The organism is Candidatus Halocynthiibacter alkanivorans (genome assembly GCF_003333265.1).
Classification (GTDB): domain Bacteria; phylum Pseudomonadota; class Alphaproteobacteria; order Rhodobacterales; family Rhodobacteraceae; genus Halocyntiibacter_A; species Halocyntiibacter_A alkanivorans.
Window position 1 is genome coordinate 63,163 of record NZ_QOLB01000029.1, and the last position, 19,501, is coordinate 82,663.

The 19,501-nt window shown below is 56.5% G+C and carries 18 protein-coding genes; 3 read left to right on the plus strand and 15 right to left on the minus strand.

Features of this window, described 5'->3' with window-relative positions; translation table 11 throughout:
• Positions 1-100: 100 nt before the first annotated feature.
• The 11 genes from DWA01_RS00860 to DWA01_RS00910 form a co-directional block, all read right to left on the minus strand.
• Complete coding sequence (locus DWA01_RS00860; protein ID WP_114283730.1) at positions 101-1,069, minus strand: nuclear transport factor 2 family protein; 969 nt, start codon at positions 1,067-1,069, stop codon at positions 101-103.
• Entirely contained in the window at positions 1,066-2,088 is a 1,023-nt protein-coding gene (locus DWA01_RS00865) for a LacI family DNA-binding transcriptional regulator (protein WP_235008381.1), read from the minus strand. The genes DWA01_RS00860 and DWA01_RS00865 overlap by 4 nt, the downstream gene beginning before the upstream one ends.
• Complete coding sequence (locus tag DWA01_RS00870; protein ID WP_114283732.1) at positions 2,085-2,849, minus strand: SDR family NAD(P)-dependent oxidoreductase; 765 nt, start codon at positions 2,847-2,849, stop codon at positions 2,085-2,087. The genes DWA01_RS00865 and DWA01_RS00870 overlap by 4 nt, the downstream gene beginning before the upstream one ends.
• Positions 2,849-3,901 carry an ester cyclase gene (locus DWA01_RS00875; RefSeq protein WP_114283733.1) on the minus strand — a complete coding sequence of 351 codons (1,053 nt, stop codon included), beginning with the start codon at positions 3,899-3,901 and terminating at the stop codon, positions 2,849-2,851. Before DWA01_RS00875 ends, DWA01_RS00870 begins: the two co-directional genes overlap by 1 nt.
• A complete protein-coding gene (hisD, locus tag DWA01_RS00880; RefSeq protein WP_114283734.1) occupies positions 3,898-5,226 on the minus strand; it encodes a histidinol dehydrogenase in 1,329 nt (442 codons plus the stop codon). Before hisD ends, DWA01_RS00875 begins: the two co-directional genes overlap by 4 nt.
• An 11-nt stretch (positions 5,227-5,237) precedes the next feature.
• Complete coding sequence (locus tag DWA01_RS00885; RefSeq protein ID WP_114283735.1) at positions 5,238-5,768, minus strand: ester cyclase; 531 nt, start codon at positions 5,766-5,768, stop codon at positions 5,238-5,240.
• A gap of 128 nt (positions 5,769-5,896) precedes the next feature.
• Positions 5,897-6,922: an ester cyclase gene (locus DWA01_RS00890; protein ID WP_114283736.1), complete on the minus strand. Its 1,026-nt coding sequence runs from the start codon at positions 6,920-6,922 to the stop codon at positions 5,897-5,899.
• 178 nt (positions 6,923-7,100) lie between these two features.
• Complete coding sequence (locus tag DWA01_RS00895) at positions 7,101-7,982, minus strand: carbohydrate ABC transporter permease (protein WP_114283737.1); 882 nt, start codon at positions 7,980-7,982, stop codon at positions 7,101-7,103.
• A gap of 3 nt (positions 7,983-7,985) precedes the next feature.
• On the minus strand, positions 7,986-9,011 hold the full coding sequence (locus DWA01_RS00900) for a carbohydrate ABC transporter permease (RefSeq protein WP_114283738.1): 1,026 nt from the start codon (positions 9,009-9,011) through the stop codon (positions 7,986-7,988).
• Positions 9,012-9,118: 107 nt separating this feature from the next.
• Positions 9,119-10,354, minus strand: a complete 1,236-nt coding sequence (locus DWA01_RS00905; RefSeq protein ID WP_114283739.1) for an ABC transporter substrate-binding protein — start codon at positions 10,352-10,354, stop codon at positions 9,119-9,121.
• An 83-nt stretch (positions 10,355-10,437) separates the two neighbouring features.
• Positions 10,438-11,490 (minus strand): ABC transporter ATP-binding protein, encoded by a 1,053-nt coding sequence (locus tag DWA01_RS00910; RefSeq protein WP_114283740.1) that lies wholly within the window; start codon positions 11,488-11,490, stop codon positions 10,438-10,440.
• Between the two features lie 151 nt (positions 11,491-11,641).
• On the opposite strand from DWA01_RS00910, the gene DWA01_RS00915 reads away from it, so the two are divergent.
• From DWA01_RS00915 to DWA01_RS00925, 3 genes are all read left to right on the plus strand, one after another.
• Positions 11,642-12,637, plus strand: coding sequence for a nuclear transport factor 2 family protein (locus tag DWA01_RS00915; RefSeq protein WP_114283877.1), 996 nt, complete (start codon positions 11,642-11,644; stop codon positions 12,635-12,637).
• Positions 12,638-13,632: 995 nt separating this feature from the next.
• Positions 13,633-14,049: a GlcG/HbpS family heme-binding protein gene (locus DWA01_RS00920; protein ID WP_114283741.1), complete on the plus strand. Its 417-nt coding sequence runs from the start codon at positions 13,633-13,635 to the stop codon at positions 14,047-14,049.
• On the plus strand, positions 14,046-14,903 hold the full coding sequence (locus tag DWA01_RS00925) for an NAD(P)-dependent oxidoreductase (RefSeq protein ID WP_114283742.1): 858 nt from the start codon (positions 14,046-14,048) through the stop codon (positions 14,901-14,903). Before DWA01_RS00920 ends, DWA01_RS00925 begins: the two co-directional genes overlap by 4 nt.
• Before the next feature lie 189 nt (positions 14,904-15,092).
• On the opposite strand, the gene DWA01_RS00930 is transcribed toward DWA01_RS00925, so the two are convergent.
• The 4 genes from DWA01_RS00930 to DWA01_RS00945 form a co-directional block, all read right to left on the minus strand.
• On the minus strand, positions 15,093-16,112 hold the full coding sequence (locus DWA01_RS00930; protein ID WP_200832473.1) for a LacI family DNA-binding transcriptional regulator: 1,020 nt from the start codon (positions 16,110-16,112) through the stop codon (positions 15,093-15,095).
• 165 nt (positions 16,113-16,277) lie between these two features.
• Positions 16,278-17,270, minus strand: coding sequence for a TRAP transporter substrate-binding protein (locus DWA01_RS00935; protein ID WP_114283744.1), 993 nt, complete (start codon positions 17,268-17,270; stop codon positions 16,278-16,280).
• Between the two features lie 19 nt (positions 17,271-17,289).
• The gene (locus DWA01_RS00940; protein WP_114283745.1) at positions 17,290-18,570 is read right to left on the minus strand and encodes a TRAP transporter large permease; all 1,281 of its coding nucleotides are present in this window, start codon (positions 18,568-18,570) and stop codon (positions 17,290-17,292) included.
• On the minus strand, positions 18,567-19,049 hold the full coding sequence (locus DWA01_RS00945; RefSeq protein WP_235008382.1) for a TRAP transporter small permease: 483 nt from the start codon (positions 19,047-19,049) through the stop codon (positions 18,567-18,569). Before DWA01_RS00945 ends, DWA01_RS00940 begins: the two co-directional genes overlap by 4 nt.
• Between the last annotated feature and the right edge of the window lie 452 nt (positions 19,050-19,501).

Consider the following 19,501-nt stretch of genomic DNA (forward strand, 5'->3'; position numbering starts at 1 on the left):
GGGCACGCTGCCCTATGGATTCAATTTTTTGCCGCTGGTGCGTCGTCGGAAAACCGTAGATCAGTTTGCAGCACAACAAATTCGACGGGTTCAATCGCGGTCAGCCAGCCTGCAATAAGATCTGTTTCCAGATCGCCGTTTCGTCAAATAGTGTGCACTCCCGGCGCAAGCCCCATGGTCCGAATTCCGCATGGGAGATGCCCAGCACGTAGACCTCAGCCCCCGTAGGCGCACCAAACACGCCCCAGCCATCATGTTTACCGTGCAGGCTCCAGCGAATAGCGGCACGGGGTGGCATCATAGGATCATCGCGGCCAATCTGGTGGTCAATCCGGAACTCGGCATTGGGGAAACTGGCGCGCAGCCCCATCCAGAAACTGTCCACCGAGGTAAAGGAGTGACCGGTGACGCCGCCGGGGTATTCGGTCTGCACCGCGCGGTCGTATTCACGTGCAATCACGGCCATATCCGCACCCATGAGACCGGTCAGAATTTCCGCGTATTTTACGCCCCACTCGTTGTCATTGCCGGTGCCAGTGTAGGGCCCTTTAATGTCGTTTGCAGGCGTCAGCGGTTTCACACAGGCTTCAGGCCCGCCTTCACGTGTGATCAGGTCGGCGACGTATTGTTTGGGCTCCCAGCCCATCTGACGCACGATGGCGCCCTGGTCGCGGATCAGCCACTCATCGTCGATCTTGTTGTTGACCGCGTGACAGTCCGCAAGAATACGATAGACCAGCTTTTTACCTGTTGCCTTGCCGAACACCCCGTCACCCGTGTGGGTCGCGGTAGACAGAATGCGGTGCGAACTCAGCATTCCCTCTTCCGGAGTGCCGGACCAGATCACGTCTTCGCCAAGCAGAGTACGGTCGGGGAATTCCGACAATGTGGCCATGGTCGCGCCGATCACACCCTGGTTGCCAGTAGATACCACGCCGGGCATCCGGACAACGATGTCGCTGGCGTAATAGTCATGCAGGGTGGCGATGCCGCGATCTTCCCAGATCTCTTTGGTGATCCCGATGATGTAGTCGGGGAAATCTTTGAACTTGGGATCAAAGCCTTTCATGATGTATATCCTTTTGGAATGCGGGCAGAGCCACGCACGATCAGGGGGCCGTCGATGGCAATTCGACGCGCCGGTGTTTCAGGTTTCTCAATTCGGGTAAGCAATACGTCCACCGTTTCCTCCACCATACGGTTGGCGGGTTGGCGCACGGTGGTCAGGTTGTAACTTGGCCAGGCGGCAAGCGAGACGTCATCATAGCCCACGACAGAGACGTCCTCGGGAATGCGAAGCCCGAGTTCAAAGCGCAACACATCCATCACAGCAAAGGCCATGTGGTCATTGGCGACAAAAACTGCATCCGGGCGCTCTGCCCCGGAAAACATAGAGCGTGTCGCTTCCTGGGCCTGATCGTAATGGAAATTACCACCCGCGCGCGCAAAAAGCGATTTCCCGCCTGCTGCAAGACCAAGCAGGAATCCTTTTTCCCGGTCGCGTTGGGTCGAGGCGCCTTCCCAGCCGGCAATATGGGCGATGCATTCATGGCCGCCCGCGACCAGAAAATCCGCCAGCTTGCGCCCCCCCGCCACGTTGTCAGAACTGACACCAGAGAGACGATCATCGTTTTGCAGACGGTTAAAGAGAACGATTGGAATGCCTGCCGCCTCACAGCGTGCCGTCAGATCGTTGGACAAACTGACTGAAGCGGTGATTATGCCGTCCACCTGATAATCCAGCAACTCGTCGATCACAGTTTGCGTGACCTCGTCTTTGTTGGAGGCCATGAAGATCAACACGTGATAGCCGTGTTTCTGCAGGGTATTGGACAACTTCTCAATGGCTTCCGGGTAGAACTGGTTTTCCAGATAGGCCACCACCAAACCGATGATGCGACTTTTCCCTGAAACCATCGCGCGGGCCAAAACGTTGGGACGATAGCCCAGTTCGCTGGCTGCTTTGCGCACTTTTTCTGCCGTTTTACTTGAAACGGAAGCGCCTGGGGTGAACACACGGCTGACAGCTGACTGGCTGACACCTGCGCGCTTTGCGACCTGAATAGAGGTGACTTTCTCTGCCATCAATCTGCCGTCCAACCTCCGTCAACCAACATGGAGGACCCAGTGACCAGCGCACTGGCATCAGAGGCCAGATAAAGCACCGCCCCCATAATATCTTCGACCTCGCCAACCCGACCAAGTTTGATTTTCTCTTTGATCCAGGCCGCGCGTTCGGGATTGTCGAACGTCGACTGCGTAAGAGGGGTGCGAATGAATGTCGGACAGACCGAATTGATGCGCACCTGCGCTTTGCCCCATTCGATTGCCATCGATTTGACCATGCCTTCAAGCCCATGTTTCGTGGCGCAATACAGCGCGCGGTCTATCCCGCCGACATGAGCCATCTGACTGGAAATATGGATGATTGAGCCGGATTTTCCGGCTGCAATCATCGCTTCAGCCGCGTAGGCCGACAGAAAATAGGCGGATCGAAGGTTCACGCCGACAACAGCGTCGAAATCTTCGGGCGTTGTGTCAATTGCAGGGCCATGACGTGCAAGACCCGCGGAATTGACCACCACATCAAAGCGACCCTCAGCGCAGACAGTTTTCAGGGCTGCCAGATCACCCTGGTCCAATTGTAGTGCTTCTGCGGACCAACCCTGCGCGCTCAACGCGGCAACGGCTTCCTGCAGCCGGTCCGCGCCACGTGCGGCGCAGATCACATGCGCACCAGCTTCGGCGAGCGCCACAGCGCAGCCAAGGCCAATACCGGAGGACGCTCCTGTTACCAGCGCAATTTTGCCAGCCAGGCTAAAAGAAGGGGTTCGTGGTAAATCTATCATCAGTTCATTCCATCCGGGATATCAATGCGGCCAATGTTGCGGGCCTTATTGAACTCGCGCAATCGTGCAAAGACATCAATGCCAAGTTGGCCATAGACATCAAGCAGATCCACCAGAACCCAGTTTTCACGGATAAGTCCGTCTTCAACCCGCCAGAAATCCAGCGATTTCAATGTGATCTTCGCACCTGTTGGCGCGATGCCAAGCCAGCCGCCTCGGGTTACAGACTGCGCCATATTGGGCCAGCCTGTGACCGCTGCGTAGTTGCCATCGCCAAAGAAATGACAGGTGATTTCATCGTCGTTCTGGCCACGGTCGGGCATCGCGTTGAGAAACGGGATCTGGTGCCAGTTGCGAAAACCCGCGATGCCACGTGCGGTGCCGATGCCCGCAGGTCCGTACCAGTTCATGCGCGGATGCCAGAAGCGGTCAAGTTCCATCACCTCCGGGCCACCCTGCGCAGGGTGCCTGGTGAGATGGGTGATCATATCGATGATCAACTGGCAGGTGGTTGCACCTTTTTCGGCCTCATACGGTCCTGGGACTATGCCATCCTGTGTGGCAGGCCCGGGAACCAGCCATTCCCGCCCAAGGCCTGGCGCCAGGGGCCAGGCACTGGCCTGCATCATGACTTCAGGGATATCCCAAAGCGCCTGCATCTCCACGATCTTGCCCTGCTCAAAGCGGTAGAATTCGTGAAACCGCATCGCAACCTGATGGCCCGTCGGTGGGATATCCAGCCAGGGGCCGGTGAACGTGCCGGTGTAATAGCCGGCACAACCAACCCATTCTGCACCGTTGGCGTCCGGACCAGCGGTGACGATATAGTCACGCCGTTCAAGGTCAGGCCATGCGGCAAGCAGCTCCGAATATGCGGTGTCATAATAGGCAGTGGTACCAATGCTGTCGCCAAAGGGGTGGCAAAGGCGGAAGATCGCATCCGGTGCTGCCGCTTCGGCAAGGGCAGCACGCACACCGGCCTCGTCAAAATCATACATTGCCGCCCGCAGAGACGCTGTCACGGTCTTATTCTGCGAGTGGCAGTCACTCATTCTGTGACCTCGCGGTAAGGCGCGCCTTCACCGTAGGGCACGTTGATGCCACCGTAGCGGCGTACACGCACGTTGCATTGTTCGGCATGGCCGACAAAACCTTCAAGCATACAAAGTCGCGACCCGTATTCCCCGATCAGAGTCGCCGCCTCATCCGTAGTAATTTTCTGATAGCTGTGCGTTTTCAGAAATTTACCAACCCAGAGGCCACCGGTGTACCGGCCCGCCTTTTTGGTCGGCAGCGTATGGTTGGTGCCGATCACCTTGTCGCCGTTGCTAACATTGGTGCGCGGACCAAGGAACAAAGCGCCATAACACGTCATGTTCTCAAGAAACCAGTCATCCCGGTCTGTCATGACCTGGACATGTTCACTGGCGATATCATCCGCAACCGCAAGCATTTCGTCATAGGTGTCGCACAGGATCACCTCGCCGTAATCCTCCCAACTGACGCGCGCGGTACCGGCAGTGGGCAAGATCTGCAACAGGCGGTCGATTTCAGTGAGGGTCTCCTCGGCCAGTTTCAGGGAGGTGGTCAGAAGCACGGCTGGAGAGTTGTAGCCATGTTCTGCCTGACCAAGGAGATCTGTTGCGCAAAGCTCCGCATCCACGGTGTCATCTGCGATGACCATGGTCTCGGTAGGCCCTGCAAAAAGGTCGATGCCGACGCGGCCAAACAGCTGACGTTTGGCTTCAGCCACAAAAGCGTTGCCCGGCCCGACAAGCAGGTGCACCGGGTCAATGGTTTCGGTCCCCAGCGCCATGGCACCGATGGCCTGAATGCCGCCCATAACATAGATTTCATGCGCGCCGCCCAGATGCATTGCTGCGATCACGGCGGCGTTGGGTTTGCCCTGAAACGGCGGCGTGCAGGCGATGATACGCGGCACGCCCGCCACGTTTGCAGTCGCGACTGACATATGCGCTGAGGCCACCATCGGGAATTTGCCACCGGGCACGTAACACCCCACCGATTGCACGGGGATATTCTTGTGCCCAAGAATAACGCCGGGCATCGTTTCCACTTCGATATCGAGCATGGAATCGCGTTGCGCTTGGGCAAAATTACGGACCTGTGCCTGGGCAAACTTGATGTCAGCAAGTTCGCGTTCACTCAGCTGAGAAATCAGGTCATCAATCTCTGCCTGAGAAAGACGGAAAGAAGCAGGAGAATAACTGTCAAACTTTTCCGAAAGCTCGCGTACAGCGCTGTCACCGCGTGTCTCGATATCTTTCAGCGTGGCCTCGACAACTGCACGCGTTTTGGCGTCGTCCTCTTCGCGCTCAGTCGCCGGTTTTCCTGTTTTCAAATACTGAATGGTCATTCTGATCTTCCTTACTTCTCAGGGCGCGGCGCAGTTTTTTCGCCGCTGTCATAGGCTTCCCAGCCTTCGCCGTTAAACACATCCACACCAAGCTGTGCGGCAACATGGGCAAAATCGACGTTCACCCAGTTGTCTTCAATCTTGCCGTCCACCACTTTCCAGAAATCCATATACCGGATTTCAACGCGCTTGCCGGTCGGGGCGATGCCGAGAAACTCACCGGTGTGAGTTGCTTCCTGACGGCCAAAAGCCGCCGCCCATTCGCCCATATAAAGCCGGGCTTCATCGATACAGACTTTGTCGGTGAAGGCCGCCTGGAACGGGCGCTGCCAGTTGTCCTGGAACTCCTTCAGCCCGGTCTTTGTGCCGCAGCCCTGATTGCCGAACCAGCGGAACCCGTCGCTGAAGAAATCTCCGATATCGCTGATACGGTGGTCATTCAGCCCGTCAACCATGCCCTCAATGACAGCACGTGTTTCATCGGTTTTGCTCATATCCGTGTCTTTGGTCAGCACGGCCTGTTCGGGGCGAGAACCTTTCATGAGGTTATCCTTTCAAAATGCCAAGGGCTTGATCAATGGGGCGGGAGAGGGACCCATGCTCAAAAAGTCCCTTGGCATTCTGTTCAGCGCCGGGTGGCGCCCAACAGCGTTATGGCGGGCAGTATTGCTCATTTTGGCTGATCCAAAATCTCGGCAAATAAGTCGTATCCCAACTGCATCAGCACGTGGGGGATATCGAGCATGCACCAGTTTTCGATGATTTTTCCGTCCGCGCAGCGCCACCAGTCGCAGTCGCGCATGTAAACGCGCTTGCCAGTTGCCTCGATGCCCAGAAACGGTTTCACTTGTACGCCGGTGATCTGTGGCCAGCCGCACAGGAAGGCGTAATCGCCGTCGCCGGCCTTGCAGTTGGATCCGACTCCGGTGATGCCCGCGTCCTTGCCGTCGCCCCAGCCTTCGAAGGTGTCTTCGAACGGGGACTGGAAGTTAGCAAAGTCATCCACGGTGGCGTAGGAACCCAGCCCGCCTGGGCCGTACCAGACCATGCGGGCGTCCCAATAGGGGCGCCAGGTCTGGTCTTTGGTGGTCAGCTGTTTCAGCATGTCCTCCACCAGATCGGCTGTGTGGCGGGACTGTACTGGATCAGATGGACCGATAACGTTGCCGTCATGTGTTGCTGGGCCGGGCACAACGCCCTCATAGCCCTGGCTTAGCGCCAGCGGCCAGAGCCCGAGAGCAATGATCAGCTCGGCAAATCCAAGGAATACATAGGATTCGACGATTTTGCCGTCTTCCATCCTGTGGAACTCGCCGAAGCGCAGGAAGGCCAGTTTGTTGCTGGGCGGGATACCACACAACGGTCGGGTGAAAAGGCCGTGGAAATAACCGGTTGAGGTGACCCATTCGGTGCCGAGGTACTCACCGCCGGTCACGACATAATCCTGACGGGTGAACCCCTCGAACGCCTCTGCGATGGTCGCAATGACTTCGCGGAAATAACCGTCGTCGGCGGCATTGATCGGGTGGCTTGCTTCGGTCCTGGCTGTGGTGCTGAAGATCTTTCCGGCGGCCTGTTCGATTGCTTTGCCGGAGCCTGCTGTGAAGCTTTCCAGAAACTGGCGGTACAACCGCTTGTTTTCAAATGTGGTTTCGGTGGCGATGCCCATAGCTGGGCGGTTTGCGCGCGTATTCATGGCGTTATACTCTCTAAACGAATTCCTGTTTGCTGTGACGGTGCGCAGGCACAGGGCCCCGCGCGCATCAGAGCAAAGGGAATCCGTCCTGGTCGCCGGGCCCTGCACGCTGCCATATTCTGGCTGGCTGCGTGCACATGGGCAGAGACGGACTGAGGTTGAGCGCGTCCCATCGGTGTCAGCCTTTCACCGCACCGGCGGTCAGGCCGCTGACGATCTGGCGCTGGAAAACCATGACGAGGACAAAGAGTGGCGCTGTGGCAGACACAACAGACGCCACCGCAAACATAACGTTGCCCTCGGTTTGCGTGGTGCCAAGAAAGCTGGCAATTTTCGGAACCATAGTCTGGTTGTCTTTGGACAACAGCATCGAGGTCACCGCGAAGTCGTTATAGGCGAGCAGAAAAGAAAACAGCCCTGTGGTAACCACGCCTGGCCACATCACCGGAATGATTACGTGCCGGAATGCCTGAAACTGAGAACACCCATCGACCTTGGCGCTTTCATCAAGTTCTTTGGGGATTTTCTGGAAAAACGAGTGCAGCATCCACAGGGTGAAAGGCTGGTTGATCGCCACGAGCACGATGATAGTTGTCGGCAGAACGCCCCAGAGATTCCACGCGAAGAACGGCAGCAGATAGCCAGAAACCAGTGTGATTGGCGGCATCGCACGGAAGATCAGCGCAATAATCAGCAGCCAGAACGTGTAGCGGTACGTCGAACGCGACAGCGCATAGCCACCCAGCGTACCGATTGTCAGCGACGTGACCACCACACAGAAACATACGATCGACGTATTAATCACGCTGCGCCAGAATTCTTCCTGGACCCAGGCCCCTTCATAGCCGGCTCCGGTAAAGGCCGTGCCCTTTTCCGCCACCGTGCGCGCTCCGGTCAGGGCGTCAGTCCAGTCCGCCTTGGAGAAGAAATCCAGTTCAACTTTGAAGGATCCCCAGAGTGTCCAGAGGAACGGGAACGCCGCAAGCAGCAACCAGAATGCCATGAATCCGATCGACAGGGCGCGCAGACTGGCGGGTTGTTTGAAAGCTTTCGAAGACATGTGTCAGCCCTTTGCGTTGAAGTCGCGCCAGGTGCGTACGAGCACCGGGGACAAGAGAATTGAAACACCGATGATAGTGAGAACCGACGTTGTAGAGGCCGAGGACAGCAGACGTGTTTCCCCTCCGAGATCATTGAAGATGATCCAGGACAGAGATGTTGCATGCGCTTCAGCGTTAAACCCGACGATAGGTTCAAACACCCGGAAATGGTCCATCAGCTGAATAAGCGCGACAAAGGTCACCAGCGGCATCAGATGCGGGATCACAACATAGCGGGTCTGTTGCCAGCGTGTCGCTCCGTCAATCATCGCAGATTCTAGTGTTTCCTTAGGCACTGTTTGCAGACCTGCATAAAACACCACAAAAGCAAAAGGAGCCGAATGCCAGACGCCATAAACAATAAGCATCACCCAGGTCAGGCTGGTAGACGCCTTAAGCGACAGATCAGGATCTGAGAACAACCACTGCAATCCCGTACCGAGCACGCCCCGGGAATCGACCATCCAAAACAAGATCAGCGATCCGATCAGAGGCGTCACGATCATCGGCAGCAGGGAGAAAAAGATCGCAAGCCCTTTCAGGTGCCGGTGCAGCGAATTCACAGACAACGCAATCATAAAGCCGAGAGCGATGAGCAGCGGTGTAACGACAAACGTATAGGTCAGCGTAAAAGACATCGCGCGATAGAAAGGCAGATTTCCAATCGCCTTAAAAAACTGTCCCATACTGTCGGAAGCGCCCCATGCGGCGGCCACTTCACTCACCGCCAGATGGCCACGGTCCAGGTAAACGTCCAGACCAGACCATTGCCCCAGCGGACGTGCTTGTTTCAGCGCGTCTGTCGCTTCGGTGTCTATGCTTGTGATCTGCTTGCATCCGAACGGCCCGCAGCTTTCGACGATTTTGAAGACCTGGTCATGGGGTGTGAACAGGGACTGTGTCACCACCGACAGGATTGGCAGCGCGATGAACAAAAGCATGGCTGTCGCTGTCGGGAAGAAGAACCAGAAGAATGTTTTATGCTGCATGAGTCCAGACCGCTGCAATGTTCCACATCCTGCCCCGGGGGCGCAGTGAAACAGGATAAATCAGAGAGGCGAAGCGGGAGGGGAAGCCCCTCCCGCGAGAGGGCTGCTTACTGCAGGTACCCTTTTTCTTTTGCTGCTGCAGTGTATGCGGCTTCAACATCGGCAAGCGCTGTCTGGGCGTCTTCTCTGCCAAGCATGAAGTCAGACAGTTCTGCACCAAGTGCTGAATGCAACAATCCCTGGAACGGCAACATCGGATATGGCACGGCACCGCTGTTCGCGGCCGCAAACACACCTTTCGCGGCGTCAGTCGGCTCATAGCCTTCGATCAGCCAGACGGCCATCGGCGCGGTTTCTGCGTTCAGCATGGACGGGCTGGTCCCCTGAACAAGCGCTTTGAAGGTGGCTTCTGCATCTTCGTCAGAAATATTCCTGGCGACTGTCCAGCCATCCCACCACAGTGTCGTCGCTGGAACAGAACCACCGCCAACAGTCATCGGACCCGCGATATCGGTATTGTCGACGACAACCTGGCTGGAGCCTTCGGTATCCTTCAATGGTGGGACGCGTGATCCCCACATGTTCATCAGGGCAACATTGCCCGCTTTCCATTCCGAATTGGTTGCATTTGAATCATGGGTCAGGAAGTCCGGGTTCATGTAACCCGACAATTCTTTCATCAAATTCAGTGTAGCAATACCGGCCTCGTTGTTGACAGTCGCCTTAGCAGAGCCTGGTTCGAAGAATTCACCACCAAAACCGATGTATATGTTGTTGAATTCCTGAGCGAGATTCCAGCCCGCTTTGTAGGCGCCGCCAACCGGGTACTCGAGCAGACCCATCTCACGGATCTTTGCCGCGGCAGCCAGAAGTTCTTCATAAGACCTGGGTGGCTCAACGCCGGCCTGATCCAGAATGTCCTGGCGGAACACAAGGTGCTGTGCATTTGCCATAAAGGCCACAGCCATGATCTTGCCATCGATGGTGATCAACTGGTTCTTACGCAGGTCCTGGCCGAATTTTGCAACAAGATCATCCAGCGGACGGATGACATCTTCGTTCATCAGCGCAACAATTGAGGAGTTGGCAACAATCGCAGAAGTGTATTCCGCCGGCTTGCCCGTCATGCCGGCGAGATTGATCAATTGATGATCCGCCGTCAGATTCGATTTAATTTCCACGCCATTGCCGGCACAGGTTTTGGCCGCATTTACGACCGCATGAATGGCAGGAAATTCGTTGCCGATAATATTGACCCGGCCTGCGGAAACATTGCATTCCGCATAAGCGGCAGACGCCATCAAGGCAAAGCTCCCGGCCATTGTGATTTCTTTCAGAAACATTTCTATCTCCCTGTGTGTGTGTTTTGCGATTTCGATGACCGCAGTGTTTTTCGTTACCCGGACTACGCCCGGTTGCAGGGACGTCAGTCCCCGATCCGCTCGCCTGTTTTGTCAGCGAACAGGTGGCAAATTTCAGATGGCACCGAGATCGAGATCGTCTCACCAATCTCAACGCGGAAGGATTTGTCAGCTTTGACAGAAACCAGCGCCCCACCAATCCGCACCGAAATCATGGTCGCATCGCCAAGAAGTTCCATCGCGTAGACCGGCGCGTTGATCTGCCCCTGCCCCGTCACTGCAATGGTTGCGTCCTCCGCGCGGAAGCCAAGCGTCACTGGCCCCTCCGGTAAATCGATGTCCGTGATTTCAGTGTATTCCGCCGTGAAGGCCCCGTTTTTTACCGATCCATCAATGAGGTTCATCGCCGGGCTGCCGATAAAGCTTGCAACGAAAGTATTTGCTGGTTTGTCGTAGATATCGGTTGGGCTGCCAAGTTGTTGAACGACGCCCTTTTTCATCACAACAACACGGTCGGCGAGCGTCATCGCTTCGATCTGGTCATGGGTTACATAGATCGTGGTCACCGCCAGTTCATGGCTGAGGTTTTTGATCTGCGCCCGGGTCGAGACCCGCAGTTTCGCATCCAGATTGGACAAGGGCTCGTCCATCAGAAACACTTTCGGCTTGCGCACAATGGCACGGGCCAGTGCGACGCGCTGACGCTGACCGCCTGATAGTTCGGCCGGTTTGCGATGCAGAAATTCACGCAGTTCCACCATATCGGCGGCTTTCATCACCCGCTCATCATGCTCAGCCGGATCGATGCCGCGCACTTTCAGAGGAAAGCGGATGTTTTCATAGACATTCATGTTCGGGTAAAGCGCATAAGACTGGAACACCATGGCCACATCGCGGTCCTTGGGATCGAGATCGTTGACGCACTGACCATCGATCAGGATCTCACCATCGCTGACATCTTCGAGCCCCGCGACCATGCGCATTGTTGTGGTCTTGCCGCAACCGGACGGCCCGAGCAAAACCAGAAACTCCCTATCCTTAATCGTCAGATCAAAGTTGTCGACACCAACGAAGGATCCCCAACGTTTCCCTACATTTCGCAGTTGAATTTCGGCCATTGGGTCCCCCGGATGGAATCTTTTTGCATACGCTTGCACTAACGGTAAGCTATCAAATATAACTCTGACAAGTACTTTTTGCATACGCATGCAAAATCGCCCCACGAAACGCCGGCAGTGGCCGCCGCAACGCACTGAAAAAGAGAATAAATTGACCAACTTTCAGCAAGAAAAAAACTTGATTCTGGACTTCTATGACAAATTGGACACCGCCAGTTTCGACAGTATTCCCGACGCGATCCGCGAGTATACAACCCAGGATTATCTCTGGCAGGGCTTCCACCCGTTTGATGAAATCCGGGGAGCGGGCACCGTCGCAGAGCGATTTTGGCTCCCGCTGCGGCACAGCCTGACGCGCCTGCAGCGGCGCATGGATATCTTCATGGCCGGTAAAAATATGTTCGACGGTTTCGAGACCACCTGGGTGTGCTCCATGGGACATTTGATGGGGCTCTTTGACGCCCCATGGCTTGGCATCGCGCCGACCGGCAAAATGATATTCCTGCGCTACTGTGAGTTCCATAAAATCGTGGATGGCAAGATTGCTGAAACCGCGATGTATTTCGACATTCCCCATTTGATGATGCAAGCCGGCCTGAACCCTTTCCCGCCGCAGACAGCCGCGCATCTGGTGCAACCAGGCCCGACGCCGCATGACGGGTTGATGTTTGACAAACAGGATCCGGATGAGGGCAAAAAGACGCTGGAGGCGATCAATTTCATGGTCTCAGACCTGGGCCAATGGCAAAGCGGCCTGCCACTGGAAGAAGAACTCGCCCGCAGTTGGCATGACGACATGATTTGGTGGGGCCCCGCCGGTATCGGCGCGACTTACACCATTGAACGTTACGCCAAACAACACTCCGGTCCGTTTCGCGCAGGGTTTCGTGACCGCTCCGGCACCGGTCACGTCTGCCGGATGGCTGAAGGCAACTATGGCGGCTTCTTTGGCTGGCCCAATTTCACCGCCATTCCGACGGGCGGGTTTATGGGCATGCCTGGCAGTGACAAGCCAGGCGAATTCCGCGTCATTGATATTTACCGGCGCGACGGTGACAAACTGGCCGAGAACTGGGTCTTTATCGACCTGCTGCATTTCTGGAAACAACAAGGCGTGGATATCCTGGCCCGCACCACCGGGACATAAGGGGCTTGGGTGCGGGGCGGCCAAAGCGCGTGCTATTAACTTCTCCGTCCAACGTCTCTTCCAGAGGGGCCATACATTACTTAAGTTCGGAAAGTGTCCTTAACATGGTGCGATATATGTCCTGCCAATGCAGTCACCAGTCCAAAACTACTCTTGGCAGTGGACACGCAGATCAACTCAGATTCCGGAAGGTGGCGACAACGCAGCGCTTACGATAAGCCAGAAGCTACTACCTCAAGTGCCCCAAGCTTTTCGTCCCGGTATGACGCTCCGTCGTAAGTAGCCGTTACGCCCTGGCCAGCATGTGCCAATGCTCTTTCAATGATAAATCGCGAAACCATACCTTCTGCCATTCGGGTCGCTGCTGTTTCGCGCAGGTCGTGGTATGTCCAGCCGGATTACCTCCTCGGCGATGCTCTCGGCATCCCGGCCGTCAGCCTTGTAGACCTTTACGCTGGGGTGGACACGGGGGGAGCGACATCAGTCGTGGCTCATGACCATGCTCAAGACAGAAACGCCCGATGCAGGCGCCCCGCCGCAGGTGTCCCTGGTGATGGCGCAAGGCACCAGATTTGCGAAAAAATCCAACAATCTGAAGCGTTGAATGCGTTTTCACAACACAAGCGCGCCAGAACGGCCCTGACCCGCAACACTGCGATCCGCGTTTCCCCAAAGCAATCCCAGGAACCGGGATATTCAACGGAATTATCTTGTCCTGCGCCAAATTCAAATCACCAATAGCTGCGTTCGGATGGAATGGCAGCCCATCCCATCAGGTCACTTTTCCCATGCCTGGAGACCAAAAGGGGATAGTTCCAGCTCTGTTGGCCCGGCAATTTGGGGGTAGAGCAAAGTCATCTGTAATCCCGCCTGTGGGATATAAGTTTCCGTGCGCAAAACATCTGTTTCACCAAAGAATTGGCGGCTTGCTTCTTCCGGCACGCCAGTCGATAGTTATCGATAACATATTACTGATCCTGCACTGGGAGCTCAAGATGCGTGTGACCCAAAACAGCAAGATACTGACCGATGAAGCGGTGTTGGCGATGTTAACCGCCGCCGTGGCCAAAGCCGGCGAAACGGGCCAGCCGCAATGCATCGTCATCGTCGATGGCAGCGGCGAGACCCTGGGCGAATTGCGGATGACAGGGGCAAAATTTCTCAGCCGCAAAAGCGCCCGCGCCAAAGCGCGCACAGCGGCGTCAACCGGCGCAGAGACCGTAGCGATCCCTGACACGGTCAGGCCGCTGATCGGCCTGGCGACTGCGGGAGAAATGACCGGGCTGCCCGGTGGGTTGCCAATCCGGATAGGGGGTATTCTGCTTGGCGGTATCGGCGTCGGCTCTGGCAGTGGAGACCAGGATATTGCAGTCGCGCAGGCGGCGCTGAAAACCATAGGAGCCACGTTATGAAAATCGCATTCCTTGGCACCGGGTTGATGGGGGCACCGATGGTGCGGCGGCTGGCGACGGCAGGCTTTGAACTGTCGGTGTGGAACCGCTCTGCAGCCCGGGCCACCGCACTGGCCGGTATTGCAACGGTGTGTGACACCGCCGAAAGCGCAATCCTGGACGCTGATGTCGTGATCATGATGCTGCTGGACGGGCCTGTCACCGCAGAAGTGCTGAGCCCGTGTCTTTCGCTGCTGAAACCGGGCACCCTGATTATTGATATGGGGTCGGTTGATCCCGATACCGACCGGGCGCTGGCTGCGTTTTCCGCCAGGCTGGAACTGCACTATCTGGATGCACCGGTCTCAGGTGGTGTGGTTGGCGCCGAAGCCGGAACGCTGGCGATATTCGCCGGTGGCACCGCTGAAGCCTATGCCATGGCCGTGCCTGTCTTCGCCCCGCTTGGCCGCGCCACCCATCTGGGGGCAGTTGGCGCTGGTCAGGTGGCGAAACTTGCCAATCAGCTGATGGTAGCCACCACCATTGGCGCCGTGGCAGAAGGTCTGCGGCTTGCGGAGGCGGGCGGATGTGATCCGGCCGCGCTGCGAGAGGCGCTCAAAGGTGGTTTTGCCGACAGCCGCATCCTCGATCTCCACGGCAAACGCATGGTGACTGCGGATTTTGTGCCTGGGGGCAGATCGGTGGCGCAGCTGAAAGACCTCGACAATGTTATGGCACTTGCAGAGGCAAGCGGCCTTGAACTGCCGCTGGGCACAACAATCACCGCCAGTTTTCGCGATTTTGTAGAAAACCATGGCGGCGCCGAGCTCGACCATTCTGCCTATTACCTCTGGCTTGAGCAGCGCTGGTCATAACTGGGACAACTGCCACAAAGATCCGGGCTGCTGTGGTATCAGCGCCCCTGATACGGATCCGGCGGGTCCATGGCCCGGATTGTGACCGCCCTGCCAGCCCCGCCTCGATTGGCCGTGAGCCGGGGCCGCAGCGCAGAATACGACCGCCAGCAATCGAATGTTAAAACTGATTGGCGCAGCTGCGCAGATCTAGACGCGAAATGTCGATTGCCGGACCACGAGTTTTGGCGAAATGTTCCTGATCTGCTGTTCCCTGCTGGCTTCCGGGTTTCTCAGCAGGCTGGAAATGAGTTCGCCGGCCTCGCGGCCAATATCGAACGAAAAAGCGTCAATTGTGGTGATGGTCGGCACAGAGAAAGCAGAGATGTCATAGGCGCCAAACCCGGCAACCGCGATTTCACCGGGCACCCGGATATCACGCCGCTGGCATTCGGTCAGCGCCCCAAAGGCCGTCAGATCCGACACGCAGACCACCGCCTCGGTATCCGGAAAACGCTGCAGAAGCCGCGCCATGGCGTCAGCGCCCTCCCGCATGGAAATCGGTGCCGGCCCCGCGGATATCAGACGCGAGATGTCCAGCTGGTGCCGCCCGAGCGCCTCCAGAAAGCCGTTGCGGCGGTCGGCACCGCGGGTATCGCCATCCGCATCCGCACCGATAAATCCGAGCCTGGTGTAATTTTGTGCCACCAGATGATCCACCAGCCCGCCCATGGTTGCCGCATTCGAAAACCCGACCACATGATCAATCGGATCGTCTGGAAGATCCCAGATTTCGACCACCGGAATCGCTGAATTCTCCAGCATCCGCCGCGCCGCTGCGGTGTGGCGCCCGCCGGTCACCACGATCGCCTCGGGACGGCGTCGCAACAACTGGCCGATCAGCCGCTCTTCTTCTTCTATATTATAGCCGGTATAGCCCAGCAGGATCTGGAGGTTGTGATTGGCCAGTTCGCCCGACAGGGCGCTGACGGTATCGGCAAAATTGGCATTGTTCAGCGACGGGATGATGACCGCGACAAAACCGGTTTTTTGCGAGCGCAGATTAGACGCCGTGCTGTCAAACACATAGCCCAGCTGTTCTGCCACCGCCATAATCTTCTCTCGGGTAGATTTGCTGACAGATGAATCCTGGCTGAACGCACGCGAGACGGTCATCGGCGACACGCCTGCCGCTTTTGCGACGTCCTTCATAATGGGAGTTCGGGCCATAGAATAGGGTGCCTGTGTTATCAATATTATATAGGGGACTAGACAGAGAAACGGTGACAATTTCAACCGTCAGCGCGAAGGATCCCCGGCAATCATGCAACAGAAATGGCGGGATCCGGAAGACCCCGCCAAATCTTTGTTTTGACTGACATTCCAGATGTCAGATTACATGCCTGCTTCCAGGATGGCGTTGATCAACGTATCACCATTTTCTTTGATAAAGTTTCTCCACACCGGTTTCACAGCTTTCTGGAAAGCGGCACCGTCGACATCGCGGTTCACCATCATGCCTTCGGCTTCCAGCGTCGCGATCATCTCATCTTCTTTGGCAATGCTCAGCTCACGCTGCATCGCAACAGCTTCGGCAGAGACTTCGGTGATGATCTTTTGCTCTTCAGCGGACAGGCCATTAAACTTGTTCAGGTTCATCACCAGCGCCAGTGGCGAATAGGCGTGACGGGTCAGCGACAGGTACTTCTGCACTTCGTAGAACTTGAAGGACTGCACAACACCGATCGGGTGATCCTGCGCGTCGACAACACCAGTTTCCAGCGCGGTATAAAGCTCGGCAACCGGGATTTGCTGTGGATTGGCACCGACCATATCAAACATATCGTTCAGCGCTTTGGAGCTGTTGACCCGCATCCGCAGACCTTTGAGATCTTCCGGAACCCGGATCGGACCCCGGTTGTTTGACACGTTACGATAGCCATTTTCAGGATAACCCAGCCCTTTCAGACCAAATTCTTCCATTTGTTTGGACACGCCCTGACCGACGTCGCCATCCAGCACTTTATAGGCGATTTCACGTGTCGGGAACATGAAGGGCAAAGTGAAGGCCGCCGCTTCCGGGATCAGACCGGTAAAGTTGTTCAGACCGGACATTTCAATGTCGATAATGCCGGAACGCGTCCCGTCGATCATCTGCGCATCATTGCCCAGCTGGCCCTGAGGAAATACGTTGACCTTCAGCGAGCCGTTGGAGCGGGCTTCAACCTGCTCTTTGAAAAACAACGACAGCGTTTGCTGCAGATCTGAGGCCGGAGCCGCATGCGCCAGTTTCAGAGTGACCTGCGCGCTGGCGGAAAGGGCGCTGACAGAAAGAGCTCCAACGGCCAATACCGATGCCACCCCAATTGCTTTGAAAAATGTCTTCATAGTTTCCTCCTTGAAGTTTTTATCCGATCAAAATTTTCATCGGGACGATAATTATGCTCGGGAAGGCGACAAACAGCGCCAGAAGCATAAGGTAGACAGCGATAAACGGCAGGACGCCTTTCACCGCGGTGCTCATAGGGACGCGGCCAACACCGCAAACCACATTCAGTACATTTCCCACCGGCGGCGTGATCAGACCGATCGAGGTGTTGATCACAAACATCAGGCCAAAATAGACGGGATCAATGCCGGCCAGTTTGATGATGGGCATGAACAGCGGCACCAGGATCAGGATGGTCGGCGCCAGATCCATCACCATGCCCACCATGAGTACGATCACCATGATTGTGGCCATCAGCAGTTTGGGTGAATCCACCAGCGGGCCAAGAAGTTCAGCCAGTTGCTGCGGCAATTGCGCGACGGTGATCAGCCAGGCAGCAACCATCGCCGATCCCACCAGAAACATGACCATGGCGGTGGTACGTGCCGACTGCACCAGCATACGAAACAGGCTGTGCCAGGTCAGTTCGCGGTAGATAAAGGCAGACACAGCGATGGCGTAGACTGCAGCAACCACGGCCGCCTCGGTCGGGGTAAAGACGCCAAACCGAATACCACCAATAATGATCACCGGCAGGAACAGAGCCCAGACGCCGTCTTTGAGCGCGGCAAGCCGTTCGCTGCGGTCGGCCTTTGGCGCGACTTCGACATCCTCTTTGCGCATGATCACAGTCCAGACCACGATCAGAGCCATGCCCATAATCAACCCGGGTACGATGCCACCGATGAACAGTTTGGCTATGGATATGTTGCCCGCAACGCCCATGATGATCAGCGGCAGCGACGGCGGGATTACCGGCGCGATGATGCCACCTGAGGCCAGCAACCCCATGGACGGCGCCTCCGGATACCCGGCTTTTTTCATCATCGGATAGAGAATGCTGACCAGCGCCGCCGCGTCGGCAACCGCCGACCCCGACAGGCCGGCAAGCAGTACGGCGGTGAAAATGGCAACATAACCCAGCCCGCCTTTGCGGTGGCCCATAAGCGCCGTTGCCAGCCGCACGATCCGGGTCGACAATCCGCCTGAGGCCATGACTTCGCCGGCCATCAGAAAGAACGGAATGGCCAGCAGCGGAAAGCTGTCAACGCCATTGATCATCGACTGCGCCAGGATGTCGGCGCTGAACAGATCCATCTGGAGCATCAGTGCCATTGCCGCCAACAGCAGAGCGAAGGCGACGGGCAGCCCAAGGAAAATGCTGAACAGCAGCACCGAGAGAAACAGTAAAAGAGTCATTCTTGTGCCTCGTCATCGGGTTTGTTAAGCGGCCCGAACAGGTTAAATAGTGCGACAAACCCCATCAGCGCGCCCGAGACGACCCCGGCGAGATAAAACAGCCCGGACGGCAATCCGGTCAGCGGTGAGATATTGTTCCAGTTGGCCAACGTCTGCTTGGCTGCGCCCCAAAAGAGCATCCAGACCGAAACGAGAATGACCAGCCAGATGGCTTTGCGAAGAAAAGGAACCGCGCGCGGGAACAGCCTGTCCGCCAGTTCCGTGACGGCCAGGTGTTCGCCCCGGCGCAAAGCGGTGACCGCACCAAGCATCACCACCCAGACGAAACCCAGGCGCGACAGCTCAACAGACGGGCGCAGGCCGGATGAAAACCCATAACGCAAGACGACATTTGCAAAGACCAGCAGAATCATCGCGGCCAGAAGCACCGCCATAATGATGTCGATAAATTGCCAAAGCCAGATAGACAGCTGTCTCAAAATTTCCTCCACTTCCTCCCCCCGGCCTAACCCTGAATCGTCATAGCCTTGCCAGCAGGTCGTCTTTATTTTTGATAATTGTTATCGATACCATTTCAGCCCGTCAACAATAATTTCAACAAAAAGGGCGATCGTGATCAGTGGGCTGGATTTTTATTTACGGTGCCAAATTGAACAGAGGATGATGGGGGTAACACATCAAGCTATTGAGGTTAAACGGCAAAGTTTAACTGGCGACGTCAGACGTTAAGGCCGAGACGCCACCGCCAGAAACCACCCGAAACCGTGATATCGGCAAATCGGAGCACTCCAACAATTGGCGAAAATCCCGCTTGTTTCATAAACTCTGACCGTGCGGCGCAGCCATATTGAAAGATGTGGACGTTTCCCGGCGACAGCGTGCAGGCCAGCAGACCGCCCCCTTGCCCAGACGCATTAACCAGCCCGGAACT